Annotated in this window: 22 protein-coding genes; 13 read left to right on the top strand and 9 right to left on the bottom strand. The window is 38.9% G+C overall.

Annotated elements, in window-relative coordinates; translation table 11 throughout:
* Nucleotides 1-153: 153 nt before the first annotated feature.
* From PR709_RS01060 to PR709_RS01045, 4 genes are all read right to left on the bottom strand, one after another.
* Nucleotides 154-612, bottom strand: coding sequence for an Hsp20 family protein (locus PR709_RS01060; RefSeq protein ID WP_004920908.1), 459 nt, complete (start codon nt 610-612; stop codon nt 154-156).
* Between the two features lie 199 nt (nt 613-811).
* Entirely contained in the window at nt 812-1,144 is a 333-nt protein-coding gene (locus PR709_RS01055; RefSeq protein ID WP_376738364.1) for a DMT family transporter, read from the bottom strand.
* 78 nt (nt 1,145-1,222) lie between these two features.
* A complete protein-coding gene (locus PR709_RS01050; RefSeq protein ID WP_004920912.1) occupies nt 1,223-2,533 on the bottom strand; it encodes an HdeD family acid-resistance protein in 1,311 nt (436 codons plus the stop codon).
* Between the two features lie 27 nt (nt 2,534-2,560).
* Entirely contained in the window at nt 2,561-3,832 is a 1,272-nt protein-coding gene (locus PR709_RS01045; RefSeq protein ID WP_004920914.1) for an MASE1 domain-containing protein, read from the bottom strand.
* Between the two features lie 300 nt (nt 3,833-4,132).
* Here PR709_RS01045 and PR709_RS01040 point away from each other — a divergent pair, with 300 nt between their 5' ends.
* Together PR709_RS01040 and PR709_RS01035 are read left to right on the top strand one after the other, a co-directional pair.
* Nucleotides 4,133-4,810 carry a DUF1345 domain-containing protein gene (locus PR709_RS01040; RefSeq protein ID WP_014656196.1) on the top strand — a complete coding sequence of 226 codons (678 nt, stop codon included), beginning with the start codon at nt 4,133-4,135 and terminating at the stop codon, nt 4,808-4,810.
* Between the two features lie 92 nt (nt 4,811-4,902).
* The gene (locus tag PR709_RS01035) at nt 4,903-5,313 is read left to right on the top strand and encodes a GNAT family N-acetyltransferase (protein ID WP_004920918.1); all 411 of its coding nucleotides are present in this window, start codon (nt 4,903-4,905) and stop codon (nt 5,311-5,313) included.
* Between the two features lie 43 nt (nt 5,314-5,356).
* Here PR709_RS01035 and PR709_RS01030 read toward each other — a convergent pair whose 3' ends face one another.
* Nucleotides 5,357-5,932, bottom strand: a complete 576-nt coding sequence (locus tag PR709_RS01030) for a GNAT family N-acetyltransferase (protein ID WP_004920920.1) — start codon at nt 5,930-5,932, stop codon at nt 5,357-5,359.
* A gap of 213 nt (nt 5,933-6,145) precedes the next feature.
* On the opposite strand from PR709_RS01030, the gene PR709_RS01025 reads away from it, so the two are divergent.
* Nucleotides 6,146-6,406, top strand: coding sequence for a DinI-like family protein (locus tag PR709_RS01025; RefSeq protein WP_004920922.1), 261 nt, complete (start codon nt 6,146-6,148; stop codon nt 6,404-6,406).
* A gap of 74 nt (nt 6,407-6,480) precedes the next feature.
* Here the strand turns inward: PR709_RS01025 and PR709_RS01020 are convergent, their stop codons facing one another.
* Nucleotides 6,481-7,281: a MipA/OmpV family protein gene (locus PR709_RS01020; protein ID WP_004920924.1), complete on the bottom strand. Its 801-nt coding sequence runs from the start codon at nt 7,279-7,281 to the stop codon at nt 6,481-6,483.
* A gap of 22 nt (nt 7,282-7,303) precedes the next feature.
* Nucleotides 7,304-7,546 (bottom strand): hypothetical protein, encoded by a 243-nt coding sequence (locus PR709_RS01015; RefSeq protein ID WP_004920926.1) that lies wholly within the window; start codon nt 7,544-7,546, stop codon nt 7,304-7,306.
* A 175-nt stretch (nt 7,547-7,721) separates the two neighbouring features.
* On the opposite strand from PR709_RS01015, the gene PR709_RS01010 reads away from it, so the two are divergent.
* The 3 genes from PR709_RS01010 (at nt 7,722) to PR709_RS01000 (ending at nt 10,439) form a co-directional block, all read left to right on the top strand.
* On the top strand, nt 7,722-8,399 hold the full coding sequence (locus PR709_RS01010) for a response regulator (RefSeq protein ID WP_014656200.1): 678 nt from the start codon (nt 7,722-7,724) through the stop codon (nt 8,397-8,399).
* Entirely contained in the window at nt 8,389-9,750 is a 1,362-nt protein-coding gene (locus PR709_RS01005) for a sensor histidine kinase (protein WP_004920930.1), read from the top strand. The genes PR709_RS01010 and PR709_RS01005 overlap by 11 nt, the downstream gene beginning before the upstream one ends.
* Nucleotides 9,751-9,848: 98 nt before the next feature.
* A complete protein-coding gene (locus PR709_RS01000) occupies nt 9,849-10,439 on the top strand; it encodes a cysteine hydrolase family protein (protein WP_004920932.1) in 591 nt (196 codons plus the stop codon).
* Between the two features lie 9 nt (nt 10,440-10,448).
* Here the strand turns inward: PR709_RS01000 and PR709_RS00995 are convergent, their stop codons facing one another.
* Complete coding sequence (locus PR709_RS00995) at nt 10,449-11,297, bottom strand: D-amino-acid transaminase (RefSeq protein ID WP_004920934.1); 849 nt, start codon at nt 11,295-11,297, stop codon at nt 10,449-10,451.
* A 321-nt stretch (nt 11,298-11,618) separates the two neighbouring features.
* Between PR709_RS00995 and PR709_RS00990 the strand changes: the two genes are divergently transcribed.
* The 5 genes from PR709_RS00990 to PR709_RS00970 all read left to right on the top strand — a co-directional run bounded on the left by PR709_RS00990 (nt 11,619) and on the right by PR709_RS00970 (nt 18,265).
* The gene (locus PR709_RS00990) at nt 11,619-12,194 is read left to right on the top strand and encodes a DUF308 domain-containing protein (protein WP_004920937.1); all 576 of its coding nucleotides are present in this window, start codon (nt 11,619-11,621) and stop codon (nt 12,192-12,194) included.
* Between the two features lie 671 nt (nt 12,195-12,865).
* The gene (locus PR709_RS00985) at nt 12,866-14,131 is read left to right on the top strand and encodes a mechanosensitive ion channel family protein (RefSeq protein WP_014656205.1); all 1,266 of its coding nucleotides are present in this window, start codon (nt 12,866-12,868) and stop codon (nt 14,129-14,131) included.
* Between the two features lie 297 nt (nt 14,132-14,428).
* Nucleotides 14,429-16,858, top strand: a complete 2,430-nt coding sequence (locus PR709_RS00980) for a DMSO/selenate family reductase complex A subunit (protein ID WP_004920940.1) — start codon at nt 14,429-14,431, stop codon at nt 16,856-16,858.
* Between the two features lie 11 nt (nt 16,859-16,869).
* Nucleotides 16,870-17,487: a DMSO/selenate family reductase complex B subunit gene (locus tag PR709_RS00975; protein ID WP_014656207.1), complete on the top strand. Its 618-nt coding sequence runs from the start codon at nt 16,870-16,872 to the stop codon at nt 17,485-17,487.
* Between the two features lies 1 nt (nt 17,488).
* The gene (locus tag PR709_RS00970; RefSeq protein ID WP_004920946.1) at nt 17,489-18,265 is read left to right on the top strand and encodes a dimethyl sulfoxide reductase anchor subunit family protein; all 777 of its coding nucleotides are present in this window, start codon (nt 17,489-17,491) and stop codon (nt 18,263-18,265) included.
* 774 nt (nt 18,266-19,039) lie between these two features.
* Here the strand turns inward: PR709_RS00970 and PR709_RS00965 are convergent.
* A complete protein-coding gene (locus tag PR709_RS00965) occupies nt 19,040-19,582 on the bottom strand; it encodes a DUF924 family protein (RefSeq protein WP_004920950.1) in 543 nt (180 codons plus the stop codon).
* 693 nt (nt 19,583-20,275) lie between these two features.
* Here PR709_RS00965 and fumC point away from each other — a divergent pair.
* Both fumC and PR709_RS00955 read left to right on the top strand, forming a co-directional pair.
* Nucleotides 20,276-21,727, top strand: a complete 1,452-nt coding sequence (fumC, locus tag PR709_RS00960; RefSeq protein WP_004920952.1) for a class II fumarate hydratase — start codon at nt 20,276-20,278, stop codon at nt 21,725-21,727.
* A 665-nt stretch (nt 21,728-22,392) separates the two neighbouring features.
* Nucleotides 22,393-22,662, top strand: a complete 270-nt coding sequence (locus tag PR709_RS00955; protein ID WP_014656212.1) for a hypothetical protein — start codon at nt 22,393-22,395, stop codon at nt 22,660-22,662.
* Nucleotides 22,663-22,665 lie beyond the last annotated feature (3 nt).

The following is a 22,665-nucleotide window of genomic DNA, read 5'->3' as shown; positions in this document are numbered from 1 at the left end:
TTCTTTTCATCATCAATACTTTTTAATTATCAATGAGTGAATATGAGTAAATAGTTGCAACAATAAAATGCAAAAAACCCTACCAGCTGGTAGGGTTGCAAATTGAGGCTACACCTTATGTGTAGCCTAATAACCTAACTCTATATCAATTACTTAATTTTTATCTTTATTTTCTATTGCTATCAGTTGCGGTTTCTCTTCTTCCGGCAATTCATACTCAATGGCCACCGTTAAAAGCCCTCTTGATAGATCCGCTTTTTCTATCCTTACATTTTTACCTAGGTCAAACTGCAACGTAAACTGACCGTAGGATATTCCACGGTGAAGCCACTTCTCGTTATCTTCCTGAGATTTTTCTTCTCGTTTCCCTTCTACCAATAATCGACCACCTTTTAATGAAACAGTTAAATCGCTTTCTTGGTATCCAGGAACACTAACCGTAAGCTCATAATGGCTATCATCAATCTGTTTCAGATCATAGGTCTGAACCGGTGATGCAATAGGCCTGCTTCCGGTGAGTTGGCTGAATAAACGGTCTATCTGATCAAACCGATTAGATAGTAAGCTATCAGAAATTGTTGGAAATAATGAAAAAGGTTTAATGTTAGCCATAATTCCTCCTTCAGTATTAATGAGATTAAGTGGATGTACCTATCACCCATAAATATACATAGGGACGACTCATCACTTTTCAACCCTGCCAGCTCAAATTTTATAGAAAAATTTATTTTTTATTATTATCAGTCGTTTAATCGTAGTCTCTTAACGTGAAGATACAGTACCTCCGCATACTGCTCTTGACCAGACTGGCTTAATGAATAACCGATTTTGAAAACAGTTGGATAATAATAATGCCCAATGCAATGAACCCTAGTCCAATTAATGCTGGAAGATCGAGTTTCTGTTTGTAAACAAAGAACGATAATACCGAAACAAGGAATATCCCAACTCCTGCCCATATCGCATATGCGATGCCAATATTCATACTTTTTACGACCTGCGATAAGCCATAAAAAGAGACGGCATAACCTACGATAACAATAATACTCGGAACCAAGCGGGTAAATCCATCAGACGCTTTCATCATGGTTGTCGCTGCTGTTTCAGCTAATATAGACACCATTAAGATTGCGTATACTTTCAGCATAAAGACCTCTTTGACTCATTTTGGAAGCTCATCGCTCCCTTGTTAAACAAAATAGATTATTGATTCATCATAATGCTATGACGTGCGCCGCCATGGTATGCGCTTGTACCACGGTATAGGCGCTGGATGGACGATAGCGCGTAATGCTCGTGCATAATCCATCATCAATCCTGGAGTCCAAGCCATCATCCGTGCGCGACGCCGTATCTGAGCGGCTATCCATAATTCAGGCATACAAAGTACACTTAATACTCCCAAAAAACTGCTTCTTTTCTGGATAGATAAAACCCCATCCAATGCAGCCTCTAACGCATACGCAACGCTGCTAGAGCAATTTTGATATGTCAGATTATAAACTGGGTGCTGCCGATATTTTTCCCAAAACGCTATCAATGATGCTGAGTTATAAACCTCGAAAGTGATCCTCCTATCTGAATCACACCATTCTGAAGCTTCTGTTTGATAATCAGGTAAGAAACGCCCCGGCACATTATTAGCAGCCGTTGCCTTCAATATTCTAAAAAACTCTGAAGGAGAACGGTCAATATCTTCCGCTGGATATAAACTAATATAGATATAGGGATAAAGTTCTAATGCGGCATGCCCTGTTGAAATAACGCCATCGGCATCAACTGCGGCAATATAGCGATTAATAATTGGGCGTGGCACAGGACGCTGATTAGCAGAGCCTTCCGGTGTCCATATATGGACCGTTAAAACTGAGTTAGGATCTATTTTTTGCTTCAAAGTATCTGCCGTTGAAGCCGTCGTATTCGTTGCGGTAGCGCCTGTCTTTTTAAATGACATAGGCCTCGGACGCATAAGCTCAAATATTGCTGTTCCCCGCCGAATATAACGTGCGCGCAACGCAATTCGCAAACAACCTAAACCACTTCCTATCATTAAAAATCCGAGAAAAAAGGAGATAGTGGCTTGATGATGCGTAAACAGAAAGAATGCAAAAAATATTTCAATTCCTCCCCATATCATGACCAATTGCCATCCGGGGAAACGAACAACCCATGCAGACACGACCACAAATAAACCAGTAAAAAAGTAAGCAAAGCCAAACATTGCTGATAGCAGTACATTACTAAATTTTTGATTGATTAATATAACCAGTGCGCAAAACAGAAATAGACAACCTTTAAAAAAGAGTATTGCTTTTTGGGTACCAACCCCACTCGAAGCGACACTTAATGTCACCAAACTTTCTAGAAATAATAACAAACCAAAGAGATGTATCGGGAAGAAAGCATTCCCATCAAGGCCATCAATAAAAATAAAAATACCCATCAAACACCAAAGGCTCCCTATACCCCAAAGGTAATGAGCTTTTCCTCTGATGAACTCCGCACCAAAGAGTAATAATGCAATTTGTAGCATCACCTATCCCTTGTTATGACCTCAATTTCAAGAAACTTCACTTGAAATAAACCAATTACCAACAACCATCATGGGATCGCTGCTACCAAAAAATACACTGCCACGATCTTCTATCGTCCACCAGTGGCCATCGCTATCCGCAAAACGAAATAGTATTGTGGGAAGAACAGCATGATGCTGCTGTGAATACCAATGCTGATTAAGTTTTTCCTGATCCTCAGGATGAATGGCCTCGATAAGCTGCTTAATATTGGAACATGCAGTAATATCTGTATCAGGAATACCGTTATTTGAGTTTCCCCATTCAATCGTTCCATCGCTTAAATTCAATTGATAAACAAGATGCTGTCGAGTATAGATGCCTTGATTTTCATCGATCCGTTGAGTGCTACGCGTCACAACGCGCAAAAATACCATTAATAGCGATATTACTGTCAAATAACCTTGAATAAGCCAAAGAGACTCATGACGAAACAAGCCGTGAAGATAAAAAGGCCCTTGTCGATTACTGGTATAATAGATAGTGATAGTGGCAAGCACTAATAATGCTAATGACCCCCCACGGTTCCCCCAGAGCAAGGATAAAATAACGGCAAATAAAACAGGGATACACAGCAAAGATAGCCGAATAAGATTACGTTGATGGTGGAAATAGGCGTTATACAGTTGTATTGCACTATCATTAAATATCAAGATAGTACTCATAATCAGTAAGCCAAGAACGACGACGCCCCAAATTAAATGCATCCGCAAATTAGTTATCGTTTTAAATCGGGTATTTATTAACCCCATCATCACTGTTGTAGCAAATATATTCCCCGTAATATCAGCAATAAATCCATCCCAAAAGATATTTTTAATCGAAGTATGATCCAACCAATACATGCTGACCGAAAACAATACCGCATCTAACAAACTGACGATGATGATGGTAAATAGCCATAGTAAGATAATATGCAAATCATCATCTTGATGGGCATATTTGCGTACAATCCAAGCAATAATAATGCAGGAAAGTACCCCTAAAATAGAGTAAAGAACTGAAATTAGAATAGCTTCACTATCAAAGCCATCTAAAAAAAGATTTAACACAATGAAGCCAAATAACAATATTGGCCATTGGCGTTTATGCATACATAGAAATGCCGTCGTTGCTACTCCGGCAGGAAACCAGACAACGGAAATTTCAGCGTTAGGTGGCGTGAGAATTTCTGAAATCTCACCTGTCACATAATAAAGCAACAGCCAGCCTATTATGGCAACGAATGGCATTTTCTGTGATAACAGAGATGTTTTCATATATTATCTCAGGCTCAGTAAAAGTTATCTCTGGTGTTTCTCAATAAAAAAAGAACAAATCCCCTTTTCGCTGGCAAAAAATAGCAAAATTAGAGCCTCAGGTATAGTAATTACACTGATTTATTATGTTCGATAGTATCTTAATCATACCTCACTTAATAACGAAATATCGCAAAAACTGCGCCGCGACAACGCACCTATCGTGCAAAGGTTTCCATCATAGTGCAATTTACTTAGAACAAATATACAACTATTTGATATAGTGAATATTATTTTTCTATTCTGTTGAAGGTTTAGTCGATGTTACGTTACCCTGCTCATATTACACATATTCTCCGTCATGCATTTCGTTCACGGCCTCGCTTTATTATCTCTTTGCTTGTTGCATTGACTACCTTTTTCGCTCTGTTGCCATATCAAGGCACTATGATGTGTTTGATCCTAAGTTGGAACGCCTTTGCTTGGATCTATTTACTTTTTCTCTTTGCTCGAATTATTAATCATAAAGTCAAAGATATACGCAAAATAACCAGAGTTGAGGATGAAAGTGCGCGTATGGTTATATTTTTTCTCGTCGCGGGCTGTTGTGTCAGTTTATTGGTGTTATTTTTTGCGTTAGGGGGCCATGGCGATTTTTCACAAGATGATAAATTTGTTTCTTATGCACTAACGGCTTCAACACTGATTTCTTCGTGGTTACTGCTTCCTACCGGCTTTACCATGCACTATGCACATTTGTATTACAGTAATTCAGATAAACAACAGCCATGGTTGCGGTTTCCTGATAAATTGCTTGAGCCGAGTTATTCCGATTTTATGTATTTCTCTTTTACTATTGCCGTCGCGTCACAAACAGCGGATGTTGAAGTTGCCTCAACTCCTATGCGTCGTGCGGTATTGCTACAGTCCGTTATTTCTTTTATTTTTAACATGGCAATCTTAGGGTTATGTATCAATATCTCGGCAAGTTTTTTCTAACGTTAATGAGGCTTATTTTCACGCCGTCTGAATCAGTTACACGCTAATAGCACAAAGACAGCGGCATGATAATTATTAAAAAGGAACAATGATTGGATTATTTTCGACTCGCCACACCACAAGATATCGAAGCACTGAAACACATTGATAGCGTAGCGACTGCTGAACGAGCCCAAAATATTCAGCAATGGGTTAATGAGAAGAATTGCTATCTCATCGAACGCCAGAGTCAAATTATTGCCTATGGCGTTTTACATTACCGCTTTTTTGGATGTGGATTTATTGAAATGTTGATGGTTGATAGCGAATTTCGGCGACAAGGCATAGGCTCACAGTTAATAGAACAGCTTAAATTAACTTGTGTGACTCCAAAACTATTCACCTCAACCAATCAATCAAATGTTTCCATGCAAAGATTACTCGCGAATGCTCAGTTTATTTCGAGTGGAATAATAGAGAACCTTGACGAAGGCGATCCTGAATTGATCTATTTTTACCGATGAACACCTTCTACCACTGAGCAAACATAATGTTTAATTTAAAACCTTATAACAAAGAAGCGTGCATCACTACATTTGTCAATTTTTCATTAAATTGCTGATAGGTTTGCGGATTTATCTTCGTTGGATAACTTAAAATTTCCAATTGATGTGGTGCATATTCAGGATGATAGCTTGGATGGGCATGTTGATATTCATTTTGCTTAAAGCCGCAATGGTGGTAAAAACGCAGCCTTTTCTCACTAATTTCATCGATAACAGGGTCGATTTCCAGAATAACCCGACTCACTTGTTCACAGAAGCTGCTTAGCACTTTTTGACCGTATCCCTTTCCCCGTAAATTAGGCGATATAGCAAGGTGTTCAATATAAAAATAATCACCAATTTTCCAACTTCCTACAAAACCAATAAAAACACCTTCATCAGAAAAAGAGTACAAATAATAATCTTTATGTTTAAGTATACTTTGTCGTCCTTGATAACTTCTTTTTTCATAAGCTGGGAATGACAAATCGTAGAGGCCATTGACCTTTTCTATTTCTATCGAATCTTTCTCTGTTAATCTCGTGACGGTCAGCATTAAACTAAAATCCATTATTTTACAAACAAACCCTGTTAGCATACCTATTATCTATTACTCGGCAACTGATTTTCACTTTCTCTTGGGTAAGAAGCTAATATAATCATTTGTTTTTCATAGATAAAAACAGATAATTACCTCTTCAGGATAACAATCCTTTGGTCTTTTAAAAAATATTATCATTCTGATATTGACTTTATCCCTCTCTCAATCTAAAAATACTGTATATGAATACAGTGTTAGGTAGAGGCGATTATGTTACGCATTGAGATTTTATTTGATAAAAATGCACCACAAAAACCTAGTGATATTATCTTGCAAGCACTTGAAACTGAAATTACTCGTAAACTTAGCCCACAATATCCAGACATGATAACGCGGGTTGCTTTTAGCTCTAGCCAGCGAATTAATATTTCAGGCACCAAACTTGCGCAAGATAAGGCTCGTATTGAAGAGATATTAGAGGAAATTTGGCTGGACGATGGCTGGATCCCTGAACAAAATTCAATGGATTAGGCATGTGGTCAATTAAAGGAATGTCTGGCTAAATTAGCTCAGCATTCCTTTGCCACTATCTAAAATAATACGTTTTAAAAAGTGTATTTTATTCCAGCTAAACCAACCCATCCTAAACGCTGCTCAGTAAGCGTGCTTTTCGCAGCATCTCCAACTAGGTAATAAGCACCAACGCCAGTATAAAGCGCGGTGTCTTCATTTAGGTTATAATTTAATATGGCACCACCGTGAATATCTTTAAAGCCACTTCCCGCGTCATATTCATTAAAGCGTGAGCGACTTGCCTGCTGTTTTGATACGCCAAAATAAGCTTGATTATAAGCTTTATTTCCCCAGACCGTCGCTAACGTATATTCAATATCCCACTTGCTATTTATTTGGTAATTACCAATACCACCGATTTCAACGTTCACTGTTCTACCAATATTTCGCCCCCCATAGTGGCGATCTTTGGTTGCCATGTCTGCTGAAACATAAAGCTGGTAGTTATTGATTGAGTAGTTGACTGTGGCTCCTACGGTCATTGAACCATCTAAATCGCCCATCCCTTTGAGATCTTCATTTTTATTGCCCAAAATCCCTATTTTTTCATCTCGTCCGGCATCATAGCCAATTCGGCTAGAAAACGTGAAGTTATCTGTTAAACCAATTGCCCATTCCGCCCCTTCTAATCCAATACTAAATACACCATAATCATCGGATATATAGCCATAGTTAATATCAACTGTCGGTGAAAATAGGTATTTATTGGATCCCTCATAAGCGGGCATTACTGAGCCACCAGCTCCTAATATCAGCATAGTTTCCCCTGCCATGACAGCACTATAGGGTAATAATGCCGCAACCAAGGTTACCGCTGAACACAATTGTTTCATTAGAAGTTTCCTATCTTATTTATTAATAAATTTTCTGCCTAATAAACGTTTTGATTTCCTTCATCGGATTAGTACCATTCTTTACTTCTTTAGTGATTTTCTCATTTGCAATGCAACTTTTTATTTTTGTACAAGCATGAATTTCATTTATTGAAACCGCTGGAAATAACCTTTCCTTCGGCAAATTAAAATTTTTCCCTATTAAAATCATTGAGATAAAAATAACCGTAACGAAAGCTGTGCTCTCAATAAGTTGTAATTTCATTTTAGTTATTCCTATAACTGCAAAGACGTTAAAATAATAATCTTATTACTCATTCATACCTTAAAAATGGGTTAAACAAACCTTAAGGCTTTATTAAATCTCACGTTGAATTGACCTTGATTATATTGTCGGAAAAATGTTGCCTGCTTATACTGCTCGCCAGAGAGGTGATAAAATGAATATTCTATTAGTCGAAGATGATCTCCAATTAGGCAAAGCACTCTGCCGTGGCTTAGAACTTGCAGGTTTTAATCCACTTTGGGTACGGTTACTTTCGGATGCTAAACAACAACTCAATTCCCGTAATTTTGATCTCATGCTCCTAGACTTAGGATTGCCTGATGGTGATGGTAATGAGGAATTAATCGCATGGCGCCGCTCAGGCCAATCAATACCGATTATTATTTTGACCGCACGTAATCAGATGGATAATTTAGTAACCAGTCTAGATTCTGGTGCCGATGACTTTTTAACCAAGCCATTTGCCATGCCAGAGTTAATTTCTCGTGTAAAAGCGGTCAGCCGCCGTATGGCAGGTTTTTCATCGGAAATTTGGCAATTGGATAATCTGCAATTAAATCCAATCAATCACCAAGTGCTCTTAAATGATCAGCTTTTGCTACTATCAGGCAAAGAGTATCAACTTTTATATGAATTAGTGAAAAATGCCGATAATGTAGTTCGCAAGGCCGATCTTGAGCAGCGCCTATTTGGTTTCGATGATAAAATAGAAAGTAATTCGCTTGAGGTACATATTCACAACTTACGACGCAAGATAGGTAAAGATCGCATTATCACTATCCGCGGCATTGGTTATTTACTTAAAAAAGAAGCTCAGCCAAGTGAAAGTTAAATCCTTTTTTATTTACACCTTTTTCTTACAGATAAGCTCAGTGGTTTTACTGTGGGGGCTGCTCGTTGGCTGGCTACAATTTTTTTATTTACCTAGCATTGATGATGATTTTAACCGGCAACAACAAATTGTTACCAAAGGCTTTGCTGATACTTTAGGCGCCGTTACCAATAATCCTGAATATTTTGATCGTATCGCCACCTCATTACAAAAAATGTATACCGATGCGATGGAAAATGGCTTGGAAGTCTCCTATAAGCCTTTTGTTGTGATCCGTAATCAACATGGTGAAGTGCTATACCGTAATAGCGATAAAATTAATATAACTGACAATATTACGTTCAATGAATTACAAGCACAGCAACCAAATTGGCACTTTACTGTGTCATGGAATGACGCGCACACCATTGAGGTGATCCTTGGTGAATCCTATTTTGACCGTAAATCAATAATTGGCAGCCCCGCAGAAGGCACCGCAATACCTTTATTATTTATATTAGGTATCATGCTAATCGCTATTATTGTCACCGCTTATTTCAGTTTGCGACCACTCAGACAAGCTGCAACTATAATCTCCAGCCGTAAGCCGGGGAATTTGACGCCAATTGAAGTCAAAGAGCAATATAAAGAAATCCGCCCTATTATTACTGCTATCAATAATCTCATGTTGCGGGTCGATGCCGCCAACCAGCGCGAAAAACGTTTTATGGCAGATGCCGCCCATGAACTCCGAACCCCTATCGCTGCTGTGATTGCACAATTGCATTTATTGATGCAAATAGACAATGTCAAAGAGAGGGAAGAGATTGTCAAAGATATGCAAGCCGCTTTAAATCGGGCTGCTTCACTGTCTCACCAACTTATTGATTTAGCACGCTTAGAAGCTGAAGACTTTTCTGTCAATAAAGAGCAAATTAATATACCTACTTTAATTTCCCATATCACTTCATCACATGTCCCTCATGCGATTAGCCAAGATATCGATATTGAATTACAAAGTCCTGATAATGTTTTTATTACCACCGATAAACTTGCATTGACCACTATTTTTACCAACTTGCTGGAAAACGCGATTAAATATAGTGACAAAAAAGGCAAAATTAAGATCACCATTAGAGATTTAAGTCCGTTCGGTGCCACTATAACCGTGCAAGATAATGGTCGAGGGATCCCTGAAGAAAGTCGCCAACTGATCTTTTCACGTTTTTATCGTGTACCCGGAACAATGGAAACAGGAAGTGGCCTTGGGCTTTCCATTGTCCATAATCTTGCGACAAAAATTGATGCGACTATCCGAGTGACAGATGGGTTAGATAAGAAAGGTGTTGGATTTATTATTGATTTACCTTAATGATAATTTTGCCATTAAGATCATAGAGCTTAGACCGTTTTTTGGGCTATAATTTAATTCTATAAGTCTTTTTACTTATTTTGTTAAAGGGAAGGCTCATGTCTCAAGCATTAATTATTATCGACCTCATTGAAGATATTATAGGTAAGAATGGATTATCAAATACCAGTTACCTACAAGCGCAAGAACGTCATGTTGTTGAGAACGCTAATCAAGCGGCTGCTTTTGCACGTAGCCACAACATCCCTGTTATTTGGGTCAAGGTTGGGTTTGCTGATGATTATCAAGATATCCCAGCAGGCTCTCCGATGTTTCACCGTGCAAAACAGCTTAACGCATTAAAATTAAGTAGTTCTGGTTGTCATTGGGTTAAAGATCTTGATGTACAGCTCCGAGACCTCATTATGATTAAAAAAGGCGTTAGTGCATTTACTGGAAATCAACTTGCACATTGGTTACAAGAAAATCATATTAAACAGGTTATTTTTGGCGGAGTGAGTTCACTACTCGCAATTCAAAGTAGTGCTCGCCAAGCCCATGATCTTGGTTATCAAGTTACCGTCATTGATGAACTTTGTGCAGCAGCAAGCTTAGAGTTGCATCAACAAAGTATGCAAGCATTACAAGGAATGGCCACCGTTTCTTCACTCTCAGAATTTTTGCAAGGAAACGTCAAACCATCCTACTGATTATTGTTTTTATAGTGCTAACATTTTCTGGATATAAATATCGCGAAGCCGGAGTGCTAACTGCCCTGGCTTGCCCCCAGCAATTTTCTGCCCATCAATTTCAATCACCGGCCAAACAAGCGTTGTTGATGAAGTAATAAACGCTTCCTTAGCAGTTATTGCCTCTTCAACAGTAAATGCACTTTCTTCAACCGCTAAGTTTTGTTCTTGCGCAAGGGTTAAAATGGCTTGCCTTGTAATGCCGGGCAATATTTCATGGCTTAAGCTACGTGTTTTAATTTTATTTTCAGCGGTGATAATAAAAAAATTGCTGGAACTGCCCTCTGTTATAAAACCATCTTTGACAAAAAGGGCATCTTCAACTCCCTGAGAGCGGGCATATTCTTTTGCTAAACATGCTGCAAGTAATGCAACTGTTTTAATATCACAACGCTGCCAACGAATATCCTCAAATGTCACAACTCTAATCCCTGTTTTTACACGAGGGTTCTCAATAATAGATGCCTGCTGAGCAAAAAGAACCAATGTTGGGGGGATCGTTTTATCAGGAAATAAGAAATTACGTTGCCCCGCATTTCCACGTGTTAATTGTAAATAGATGAGGCCTTCAGTGAGGTTATTTTTTTCAATAAGTTGCCGATGAATATCAAATAATACATCCTCTGTATAAGGTAGTGCTAATTCCAATTCATGACATGACCGTTTTAACCTTGCTATATGGTTTTTAAAATCAATTAACTTCCCGTTAATGACAGCTGTTACCTCATATACAGCATCGGCAAATAAAAACCCACGGTCAAAAATTGATATCGAGGCCTGCTCCTCTGGGATAAACCGCCCATTGATATAAGTCATCATAGCGTTACTTTTCCTTTTCAAATTGCACACACCAAGTTATGTGATGAAATAGAGATCGACAGCCATGCCACACAATAAAAACGTCATTGTTGCAATAAAATCTATTTTAGACGCTCATTAATTGAGTGTTTTTTATTGATGAATATTAATGTGAGATCAAAATTCATCACTTTTAGATTGATTCTCTAGTATTAACAATAGTCATTGTTGTTATTTTTGTGAAATAGCTATTGAACTAAATGCTAATGCCCTATATTTTTAAAATTAATACAAATCAACCCCGTCAACTACTCTTTATTTGACATAAGGGAGAGCCTTATCATGCTTAATATCAATCCAGATCAACTTAAAAACCTTGCAGAGTCACAATTAAAAGGTCATAGAACGATTATTTATCTCGTTGCCTTATTATTGCTCATTGGGGGGATTGTCTGTATTACTAATCCGCTTGTATCTGGGATCGTATTCAGTTCTTTCATTGGCGTGGTGTTATTAGTCAGTGGCGTAGCCGTTATTTTGAATATTTTCTTCAACCGACTCTACGCGAATATGTCTATTTTATTCAGTTTAATCGTCGGTATCGCCTACCTTATTTTAGGTTATGCGTTCCTCTCAGACCCACTACAAAGCTTGTTATTTCTCGCCATTTTTGTCGCTATTTTATTTATTTTCGGCGGGGTCATTCGGATCTACGCAGGTACTAAGCTGTTTAGTTCAGCAGCCGGAATGATGAATATTTTGATTGGTATTTTAGATTTTATCATCGCCTATATGCTACTAAGCGGAAATGCTCAAACTTCCATCACCCTATTAACCCTGTTTATTGGTATTGAATTGCTCTTTAGCTCTTTCACCCTGTTCCTACTGGCTGGGGCCTTAAAAAGCACCAATAAATAGCCCATGATTGATGGCGAGTTTCCCCCTGTTACCTACCTAACAAACTCGCCATCAAATATTTTTTAAAAATTAAAATAATATTTAATCCAAGCTTGACTTTCCTTTTCCAATAGTTAAAATGCCATCAAGTGATCTAGATCACACTTTAACATTTGGAGTTCCCATGCATACCCTTAAAGAATTTATTAGTGATGTTCAAGAAGTTATTGAATTACTTGCTAAACGTTTTATGTAAGACAGCGCATATTTTATTACCTCATCTTTAGCGTTCTGTGCATATTTTTTTGCAATACAGCCTTAACTCATTAAGGCTGTTTTTTTATCCAACTATAGCGTTAATCACAGTTGCCCCCATATCACCGATTCCTCTCCCTCTACTTAGTCATCATAAATAACTAAATGAGATATGCCGCCTATTGACGAGCCATATCTTGTCAATACAGTCAGCCGTTTTTATTACCTGCTAATTAAGCCTCTATAGGTTTATTTAAGGCTCACATTTCGCTTTAAACGCATATTTTCGGCTTATATTTTTGGCTATCTTAGATTGTTTCGCTATTATGGGTGAGTTTTGGTTAAATTTATGTTACTATCTATAAGTTGTCTATAAAGTGGAAAATTGAACTAAAGCATCTTTCAGCACAATGGATGCCAATAAAGAAGGAGAACACATGCAGCAGCAACTGCTAGACTGGGTACGCCAGTTCAACCAAGATTATGCCGAAATTGCTTCACTGTTAATCGTATTAGGCTTAATTCTTGTTGTCGCCTTAATTTTGCATTTTATTCTGCACAAAATTATCCTTCCTCGGATAGAGAAAAGTGGTCAGAAAAAAGGCAGTGGCTGGCAACGTCAATTAACCCAGTTTAATCTATTTAATCGCATTGCGTTTGTTATCCAAGGTGTTGTCGTCAACATCCAAGCCGTTCTATGGCTTCATTCAGGCTCTACCGCACAACAGATATTAAGTGTTGCTTCACAGGCTTGGTGCTTACTGTTTGGGTTACTTACGTTTTTCTCTATTCTCGATATTTTGCTTAGCGTATTACAGCGCGCCGCAAAAACAGCTCACCTGCCGTTACGTGGGATCTTCCAAAGCGTAAAACTTATCGCATCCGTACTCATTGCAATTATGATCATTGCACTGCTAATCGGAAAATCTCCTCTGATCCTACTCAGTGGATTAGGTGCAATGACGGCGGTCATGATGTTGGTCTTTAAAGACCCAATCATGGGGTTAGTCGCAGGGATCCAACTCTCTGCAAACAATATGGTTAACATTGGCGATTGGCTTGAAATGCCTAAATATGGCGCCGATGGTGCTGTCACCGACATTGGTTTAACAACCGTTAAAGTGCGTAACTGGGATAACACTGTTACAACTATTCCAACTTATGCCTTGATTTCAGACTCATTCAAAAACTGGAAAGGGATGACTGAATCAGGGGGGCGTCGTATTAAACGTAGTATTCGCCTAGATACCACGAGTATCCATTTTCTTGACCAAGAGCAGATTGACTCTTTAGTTAAGGCGAATCTTTTAGAGCCCTACATTGGTGATAAAATTTCTGAAATTAAAGTCTTTAACTCGTCTATTCCCGAAGATAGAGTGACACCACTTAACCAGCGTAGGCTAACCAATATTGGTACTTTCCGTGCCTATGTTGAAGCTTATTTGAAGGCACATCCTAAAATCCATAAAAATATGACAATTATGGTAAGGCAGCTTGAATCTGACTCAAATGGGTTACCTATTGAAATTTATGCCTTTACCAATACCACTGTTTGGGTTGAGTATGAAGGGATCCAATCTGATATCTTTGACCATATTTTCTCCATTCTGCCACAGTTTGAACTGCGCGTTCACCAGTCACCAACAGGCACAGATATGCGAGCTATCGGTCAAACAGTCACTGGATCTAATACCCAACAGTGATTAATTAAGTTAATTTATGGTATTACAACTTAGGTAGTAGTTTTTAAGAGGGGGAACCCCCTCTTTTCCTCTATTTCTCTCACCTCTCTATATAAGTAGTCACATAACGATAGATAATTTAAATGCGACTATCCCCTCTAGATAATAGAAAAAATCCTATAAAAATTAATGTGATAATAATTAATTTCCTCTAATTTATCAGGGATATTGTTGATGTAGGTCATGTTGCTGATGAGTGACTTTTTTTAACATATAAAACAAGAAAGTGATGTCGAACTTTACATATAGGCAATGTCAATGCATAAAACAAATAAAAATACTCATTTTGGAGAGCTGAGTCGGAGGGAGTTTATTCAAACCTCTGCAACGGTTGCTACCGCTGCTGCTGTTGCAGGCTCAATCACTCTTCCTTTTACCGCTCAAGCAAAAACACCAGAGATCATGCCTGATGAAGTCAACGAGAAAATCAGTTACAGCGCTTGCTTAGTTAACTGTGGTAGCCGTTGTCCACTCAAAGTCCATGTTAAAGATGGTGTTATCAGCCGTATTTCTAACGAAACCATGTACGACGACTCAACTTTGGGCGAACACCAAATTCGTCCATGTTTACGTGGTCGCTCTGTACGTTGGAAAACCTATAACCCAGATCGTTTGAAATACCCAATGGTACGTGTTGGTAAACGTGGCGAAGGTAAGTTCAAGAAAATCAGTTGGGATGAAGCGACTACTATCATTGCAGAAAAACTAAAATACACTATTGATAAATATGGTAGTGATGCCATTTATTATCAGTATGGTACGGGTTCGACAGGGGCGAATTTACATGGTCGTGCGGCCTGTAAACGTTTATTAAGCCTAACCGGTGGTTTTCTCGGTGACTACGGCACCTATTCCTATGCTCAATTAATGGAAATCACACCGTATGTATACGGTAGCGTTGAAGAATCGCTCCTATCTGAGATCCAAAACTCTGACTTAGTCGTGATGTTTGGTCATAACCTTGCCGAAACGCGTATGTCTGGTGGCGGTCAATTTTATGAAACATTGAACGCACTTGAGAAAAGTAAAGCTAAAGTCATCATTATTGACCCTCGTCGCACTGACAGCGTGACGACGCTAGGCGCAGAATGGATCCCAATCTATCCTGGTACGGATGCCGCGCTGGTTGCTGCATTGGGTTATGTGATGATCCAAGAAGGCCTAACTGATGAAGCGTTTTTGAAAAACTATTGTGTCGGTTGGGATGAGAGCACACTCCCTGCTTCAGCGCCACGTAATGGCTCCTACAAAGATTATATTTTAGGAAATGGCCCTGATGGCATTGCGAAAACACCTGAATGGGCAAGTAAGCTAACAGGTATTTCTGTTTCGCGGATCATTCAACTGGCTCGTGAAATTGGTAACGCAAATCATGCTTGGATTTCACAAGGTTGGGGTCTACAGCGTACTGAGAATGGCGAACAGGCTTGCCGCTCCATTATGATGCTACCTATTATGTCAGGCAACATCGGTCGTCCAGGTACTAACACTGGCCTATGGGGTAATAGCATTGCTTATCCTGTTGCCGGATTTAGTTTACCAAACCCTGTCAAAGCAACGCTGCCATCCTTTATGTGGACAGAAGCGATCGTGCGCGGCAAAGAGTTAACCGCAGAAAATGGCGGTATCAAAGGCGCAGATAAGCTAAACAACGATATTAAGTTCATGTGGTGTTACTCCAGTAATGTTATTGGTAACCAGCACGCTGACTTGAATAAAACACATGAAATTCTATCTGACGAGTCAAAATGTGAATTTATCTTAGTTTGGGATAATCATAATACTCCATCGGCTAAATACGCTGATTTACTGTTGCCAGATGTTACTCCTGTTGAGACCAACGATCTGATCAACAACTCTTACGCAAGTGGCGCATATCATTATCTGGTGCGTTTACAAAATGCTATCGAGCCATTGTGGGAAAATCGCCCTAACTATGATGTATTGGCCGAAATTGCAGAAAAAATGGGTGTAAAAGAGCAGTTTACTGAAGGTCGCACTTATGAGGAGTGGATTGAGTATTGCTACAATAAAACCCGTGAAACTATGCCTCATCTACCTGAATTTAGTGAAACAGATGGTGCAGGCATTATTGACCGTCGATTTGCTGATACGTCAAAACACATTGCCCTAAAAGATTTCCGTGATGACCCGATTGCGAATCCACTGAAAACGCCATCAGGTAAGATTGAAATCTATTCTGAGCAGTTAGCAGAGCGTGTTAAAAACTGGGAGCTTCCTGAGGGCCAACGTATTCCTGCCATCCCTGAGTACTGTGCAAACAAAGAAGGTGTTGAGCAGCAACGTAATCAACAGACTTACCCTCTGTTAATGACCGGTTTCCACGACAAAGGTCACGTCCATTCAAGCTATTTTAATGTTGAAATGTTACGTGAAGCGATCCCTCATCAATTCTGGCTTAACCCAATCGACGCGCAAGAGCGTGGTTTAAGCAATGGTGATATTGCAGAAATTTTCAACGACCGTGGTCGCATTCAGATTAGAGTTAAAGTGACTGAGCGCGTATTACCGGGGGTTATTGCGGTTCCACAAGGCGCATGGCGCACTTTGGATCAAGCAGGATTAGATACAGGAGGCTGTATCAATACCCTCACCTCACAAGTTCCTTCACCACTAGCGAAAGGAACACCACAACATACTAATCTTGTTGAAGTGAAACGCGCTTAAGGAGTTAATTGATGAAACAGTATGGCTTTTATTTTGACTCCACAAAATGTACTGGCTGTAAAACGTGTCAAGTCAGTTGTAAGGACGAAAAAGATCTCGATTTAGGCCCTAAATTCCGCCGTGTATACGAATTTGGTGGTGGTAGTTGGCAAAAACAAGATGGTATTTGGCAGCAAAATGTCTATAGCTACTATTTATCTATCTCTTGTAACCATTGCTCTAATCCAACCTGTGTGGAAGGTTGCCCAACAGGGGCGATGCACAAACGTGCCGAAGATGGTCTTGTCGTTGTTGACCAAACCGTTTGTGTCGGTTGTCGTTACTGCGAATTACGCTGCCCATACGGTGCGCCGCAATATGACGAGAAGAAAAAACTGATGAGCAAATGTGATGGCTGCTACGAGCGCGTTGCTAAAGGTATGAAACCCGTTTGCGTTGAGTCATGCCCACAACGTGCATTGGACTTTGATGATATCAATGTCCTACGTGAGCTTCACGGTACAGAGTGTGGTATTGCGCCTATGCCAGACCCTAGCCTTACCAATCCAAACATCGTTATTAAACCACATAAAGATGCCAAACCTTCTGGCGATAAAAGTGGTGAACTAAAAAACCCTGCGGAGGTGTAAAATGCATGAATTACCACTAGTCTTTTTCACCGTGTTGGGGCAGTCTGCTGCTGGGCTATTTTTATTAGCTTATTTAAGTAAAAAAATAGGTTCAATTGATGAAAAGCAACTGAAAAATGCCAATATCCTCGCCTTTGTTGTGATGATTATTGGGTTAGGTATTGGTGGCCTACATGTGGGCCAACCACTGCGCTTTTTCAATATGTTGCTAGGTGTTGGTCGCTCACCGATGAGTAACGAAGCCTTTTTAAGTGGTGTCTTCGTCACTTTTGCCGCTGCAACCTTGTTTTTTACACTCTTTTATAAACAAGCATTACTACGTGAATTAGCGAATATTGCCGCGGTTATTTCAGGTGTGGCGTTTGTTTGGTCAATTCCACAGGTTTATAACATTGCTTCAATCGCAAACTGGAATACGGGCTATACTACGCTGCAAATGTGGATGACCATGTTAGTTGGCGGTGGTGCTTTAGCAATAGCTATTGGCGCTCGTGGATTAGGGATCGCCTCTTTCCTTATCGGTGCGTTGGTTATTTTCGCTAGCCGTGCGGGGTATCAAGCGTTCTTATCCGAAACCGGTCCAGCATTGAGCGCTGAGCAAACTGGCTTCTGGGGTTTCCAAGTCGTTGTCTTAGTTATTGCTTTGGCAGGATTTATCGGTATGGCATTAAAACAACGTGCACCAAAAGCGACATTAGCGACATGTGCGGGTGCTGTTTTACTGGCTGAACTTGCAGGACGTATTGCCTTTTATAACTTATGGCAAATCACCATGTAGTTCCACGAGTATCAATTTAATAATCACGTTAAGAGCCTGCGAATGTAGGCTCTTTTTTTAATTAGCGTATAAACACAAAAGTAATAATTAAAGCCACCAGCATCACTGCGACCTTCTCAATACAGTATTCCATTTTAAGGCAATTTTCTGCATTAAAAAATCACACATTACCGCAACTAGCGCGATAATAAATGTCCCCCCTATAATATAAGCGAAGAGGATATCCGCTACTATAATTTCAATTATTAGACCCTCTATTTGATGGCTGCGTGGTAGAAGTTCTATGAACCAAAGGAGTATAGAAAAAAGGCCTGGGATCAAAAAGTACAATAAGTAGCGGTGAAAATGATTCAAACTTTTTTTGAGATAAAAGTAAAATACAGGTATTAGAAAGAGCCAATAACCGAGTAAATATAAACTCATTGATTTGTAGTACGCTAGCAATAGCAGATAAGTATTTGCCCCTTCTCTATAAAAAGGAAAAAATAGCTGCTGTACAGCTTGAAGATAATAACAAATTATACCAAAACAAAGTGATAGACATGATATCAACGCATTATGGTTATTAGAAGGCATTAGAGAGGTCCTTTTCACCTGTTTAAAATAACCTTAGTAATAAATCTTTTAATAAAGCGAAAGAATGCAGCAATACATTCGCCTTTTTTCTCACAATAATCAATAAGTGATACCACTAAATCTTCTTCATTTTGTCAACAGGGGTTTGCAGTGTTTCCATTCACGGCAAACCTAGCCACCCCAGCGTTTAGAAACTACCTAAAAAGCGGAATTTGGTTGCTGTAAAAAGGCAATTTCCTCTTTAGTAGAAGGACGCCCCAATATCTGGTTTCGATGTGGATAACGACCAAAACGATCAATAATCGCCTTATGTTGCATTTCATAATTTAGCGTATTGTCATCCCCTAAGCCACGAAATAGCTCAACCGCTTGCTGATGAATAAAGCTTGATTCAGAGTGCATAAACGGCATTAAAATAAATTTGCGTTGAGATAGTGGCAGCAAATTATAATCTGCTTGTTTTATCGCTTCTTGAGCCAATACCAGTGCCATTTGGTCTTGGGCAAAAGCTTTCGGTGTATCACGCCACACATTGCGAGAGAACTGATCTAAAACGATAATCTCAGCTAAGCGCCCACGAATAGAAATACGCCAATAAGCTAACTCTCCTTTTGCTGCACGCTCTAGTGTTCCGCCGAAACGCTGCATAATAAGAGCATCAAACTTTTCATTTTTTTCAAACCACTGTTTTGAGGTTGACTCCTCAAACCAAAATGTTAAAACGTTTTCCATGGTATTCATAATCGTTATAAGCCTAAATTTGTTAGTGATAAGTTATTTTTTATCGTAAATAAAACCTTATAGTATTGTTATGAGCTACTTCTTAAAACTGCAATCTTCAGATAAATATTTTGTATTTTTGCGAAGCGCTTCCAAAATCAGCGAGTAATAGTGCATATAAATTAATCATCAAGGATAGATAGTCCATTAAAAATCTGATAAAAAATAATCAGATCCCATGTGTTAACTTATTCTGATAGGTATTATTAATAATCCAATAATCTTGAGACTAAAGGAATGTTACTAGACACCGTTTATCCCCCTTATGAATAACGTATTCATCGCGGCATTGTTACACGCTCAATGATTTTTACTTCACTGATACGCTTCTCACTATTAATACAACCAATATGGGTTATCTAGACAATGTTTTGAGGAGAACATAAGTAAGTCTACTTTTGCCATTTAAACTATTTGACTTAATATTAAATAAATTTATTTCTCCTTTTCCCTCTATTTATTTTTCTTTTTAATATTTATTTTTGTTGCATAGAATTTTTTCACAGTTAATTTCTGTTAATTTACAAGTGAAATCGAAATCAAATCATCATTAATTGATTTTTTATTTATTTTTTATAAATGATTTGAACAAAAAATATATATCCTAAATAATATTCCCTAGATATACATCCTCTCATCATTTAGGAATTTATAATGGAAAATAAATACAGTCTAAATAAGACATTACCAATCGGTATTAATGAGACAGGTTTTCGTGAAGAATTCGATAGTATGGGGAAAATAAATGTTCCTGCCGACCGTTATTGGGGAGCACAAACTCAGCGTTCATTACAGCATTTTAATATTGGCAACGATTTAATGCCAAAAGAAGTGTATCACGCTTATGGTTATATCAAAAAAGCTTGTGCGTTAGTTAACTGTGCTGCTAACCGACTTCCTGAGTGGAAAAAAGAGGCGATTGTTATCGCTGCGGATGAAACTATTAATGGTCAATTGGATGAGCATTATCCTCTTTATGTTTGGCAGACTGGCTCTGGCACACAATCGAATATGAATGTGAATGAAGTTATTTCCAATCGTGCAATTCAATTGCTTGGTGGAACGTTAGGAAGTCAATCGCCCATAGGGCCAAATGATGATGTCAATATGGGGCAGTCATCTAATGATACCTTCCCAACCGCGATGCATATTGCTGCCATTTTTGCACTTGATGAGCAATTAATCCCAAGTATTGAAAGTTTAATTGATGTTATTGAGAAAAAAGCCAGCACTTGGATGAATGTAGTGAAAATTGGCCGTACTCATCTGGAAGATGCCGTGCCTTTAACTGTTGGTCAAGAGTGGTATGGTTGGGCAGGTCAACTCAGAGATGCTCTCGAAGATATTAAACGTAGTAAATTAGATCTTTATAAGCTCGCGGTTGGCGGCACCGCGGTTGGTACAGGTCTCAATGCACCAGCCGGTTTTTCAAAAGATGTTGCCGATAAAATAGCTGAGTTGACTCAAAAACCCTTTATTACTGCACCCAATAAATTTACTGCGCAAGGCTCTCTGGATGCGTTAGTTCGCACACACGCATCTATTCGTGGATTAGCTGTCGCACTCATTAAGATCGCCAACGACATGCGCTGGTTAGCTTCGGGTCCTCGCTGTGGCTTTAGTGAGTTAATTTTACCTTCTAATGAACCAGGCTCTTCAATCATGCCAGGTAAGGTTAACCCAACTCAATGCGAAGCAATTGTGATGATAGGTATTCAAGTGATGGGCAATGATACTGCAATCGCCATGTCAGGCAGCCAAGGTAACTTTGAATTAAATGCGATGCGCCCTGTTATTATCAATAACTTGCTACATTCAATTCGTATTTTAGCTGATGGTTGCCATAAATTTAGAGAGTTTTCTGTTGAAGGTACGCAATTAAATACCGCTAAAATCACTGAGTATGTCGATAACAGTGTGATGTTAGTTACCGCTTTGTCACCTATTATTGGTTATCAAAATGCGGCGCATATTGCAGAAAATGCCATAGCCAAAAATATCACTTTAAAAGAATCCGCTATTGCCTCAGGAAAAATAAGTGAAGAAGACTTTAATAAATATGTGAATCCAATCGATATGACTGGCAATGGTTTATCGGGTGCTTAACCCATCTTTTTATGATGATTAAAATAGCAATACCACAGTAAGCAAAACAAGATACCCCCTTGAAATAACATTATTATATATTTCAGGGGGAATAGCATAAGTGATATATTACCACCTAGTGACATTAAAATTTAGCTTAACCGGATTTTGGCTTAGACCTATTATTTTCGCTGAGTTCACCCACAAAAAATACAACTGTGTGGCGTAATTTTGGAATAATCCACCCTTTACACTATTCGCCCTTCGCTGACGTCTAGTCAATGTACACCACTGTTCTATAATAGAAGCAATATGTATTATGATAGTTTGATCAAGCATTTTATTCACTATGCTGTCGCGGCCGATACACCTATACACGTTAGCTAATTCGCTGTAGAACCAAATTGTTAAAAATAAAATACGTTCGATTTAACCCTTTTTACGGTTGCCATTCCAATAATTTTATTGATTTGCTATTTAATGCCAATTTAAAATGATTTTTCACGCAATTACATACATTTGATAAATGCAATGGTAAGATCCGCGTAAACCCAATTAATGCTCGTTTATATCAACATTTATCGGGTTAACAATTGTCATTGCATTATTTAGATCATCAACAGTCAATTCAGCCACCACACTGTGGCATGGTATTAACCCAATACTCGTTGGAGGAGCGGCTCGAAATGGCAGGACATATGGTACTCATTGGCTGGGCATTATGGGTAAGTCCTTGTGGCACAGATGCCTGTGATGCATTGCCTGTGACTGAGACCATTTTTACACAAGATCAGTGTATCACCCGTAAATCTTATCTCGAATCAAAGCGCCCTAACCTCTATTTTATGTGTGGTGAAGTCTATCGCGATAGCGAAGAAATCAAAAAAGACGATAAGCACAGTGTGCCCGCCCCTAACCCACCATTGCGTGCACTCCCTGAACGTATTTCGCGATAATGG

The sequence above is a fragment of the Providencia sp. PROV267 genome, assembly GCF_028477825.1.
GTDB lineage: Bacteria > Pseudomonadota > Gammaproteobacteria > Enterobacterales > Enterobacteriaceae > Providencia > Providencia stuartii.
The sequence above is the reverse complement of the archived record's forward strand: the minus strand, read 5'-3'. Positions and strand labels throughout refer to the sequence as shown.

Coding starts and splice junctions, on each gene's coding strand:
- PR709_RS00975 (WP_014656207.1), top strand. CDS start 16,870: ATGAAACAGTATGGCTTTTATTTTGACTCCACAAAATGTACTGGCTGT.
- PR709_RS00995 (WP_004920934.1), bottom strand. CDS start 11,297: ATGATGACTTATATCAATGGGCGGTTTATCCCAGAGGAGCAGGCCTCG.
- PR709_RS00955 (WP_014656212.1), top strand. CDS start 22,393: ATGGCAGGACATATGGTACTCATTGGCTGGGCATTATGGGTAAGTCCT.
- PR709_RS01000 (WP_004920932.1), top strand. CDS start 9,849: ATGTCTCAAGCATTAATTATTATCGACCTCATTGAAGATATTATAGGT.
- PR709_RS01045 (WP_004920914.1), bottom strand. CDS start 3,832: ATGAAAACATCTCTGTTATCACAGAAAATGCCATTCGTTGCCATAATA.
- PR709_RS00965 (WP_004920950.1), bottom strand. CDS start 19,582: ATGAATACCATGGAAAACGTTTTAACATTTTGGTTTGAGGAGTCAACC.
- PR709_RS01015 (WP_004920926.1), bottom strand. CDS start 7,546: ATGAAATTACAACTTATTGAGAGCACAGCTTTCGTTACGGTTATTTTT.
- PR709_RS01050 (WP_004920912.1), bottom strand. CDS start 2,533: ATGCTACAAATTGCATTATTACTCTTTGGTGCGGAGTTCATCAGAGGA.
- PR709_RS01010 (WP_014656200.1), top strand. CDS start 7,722: ATGAATATTCTATTAGTCGAAGATGATCTCCAATTAGGCAAAGCACTC.
- PR709_RS01060 (WP_004920908.1), bottom strand. CDS start 612: ATGGCTAACATTAAACCTTTTTCATTATTTCCAACAATTTCTGATAGC.
- PR709_RS01030 (WP_004920920.1), bottom strand. CDS start 5,932: ATGCTAACAGGGTTTGTTTGTAAAATAATGGATTTTAGTTTAATGCTG.
- PR709_RS00985 (WP_014656205.1), top strand. CDS start 12,866: ATGCAGCAGCAACTGCTAGACTGGGTACGCCAGTTCAACCAAGATTAT.
- PR709_RS01020 (WP_004920924.1), bottom strand. CDS start 7,281: ATGAAACAATTGTGTTCAGCGGTAACCTTGGTTGCGGCATTATTACCC.
- PR709_RS00970 (WP_004920946.1), top strand. CDS start 17,489: ATGCATGAATTACCACTAGTCTTTTTCACCGTGTTGGGGCAGTCTGCT.
- PR709_RS00990 (WP_004920937.1), top strand. CDS start 11,619: ATGCTTAATATCAATCCAGATCAACTTAAAAACCTTGCAGAGTCACAA.
- PR709_RS00980 (WP_004920940.1), top strand. CDS start 14,429: ATGCATAAAACAAATAAAAATACTCATTTTGGAGAGCTGAGTCGGAGG.
- fumC (WP_004920952.1), top strand. CDS start 20,276: ATGGAAAATAAATACAGTCTAAATAAGACATTACCAATCGGTATTAAT.
- PR709_RS01025 (WP_004920922.1), top strand. CDS start 6,146: ATGTTACGCATTGAGATTTTATTTGATAAAAATGCACCACAAAAACCT.
- PR709_RS01040 (WP_014656196.1), top strand. CDS start 4,133: ATGTTACGTTACCCTGCTCATATTACACATATTCTCCGTCATGCATTT.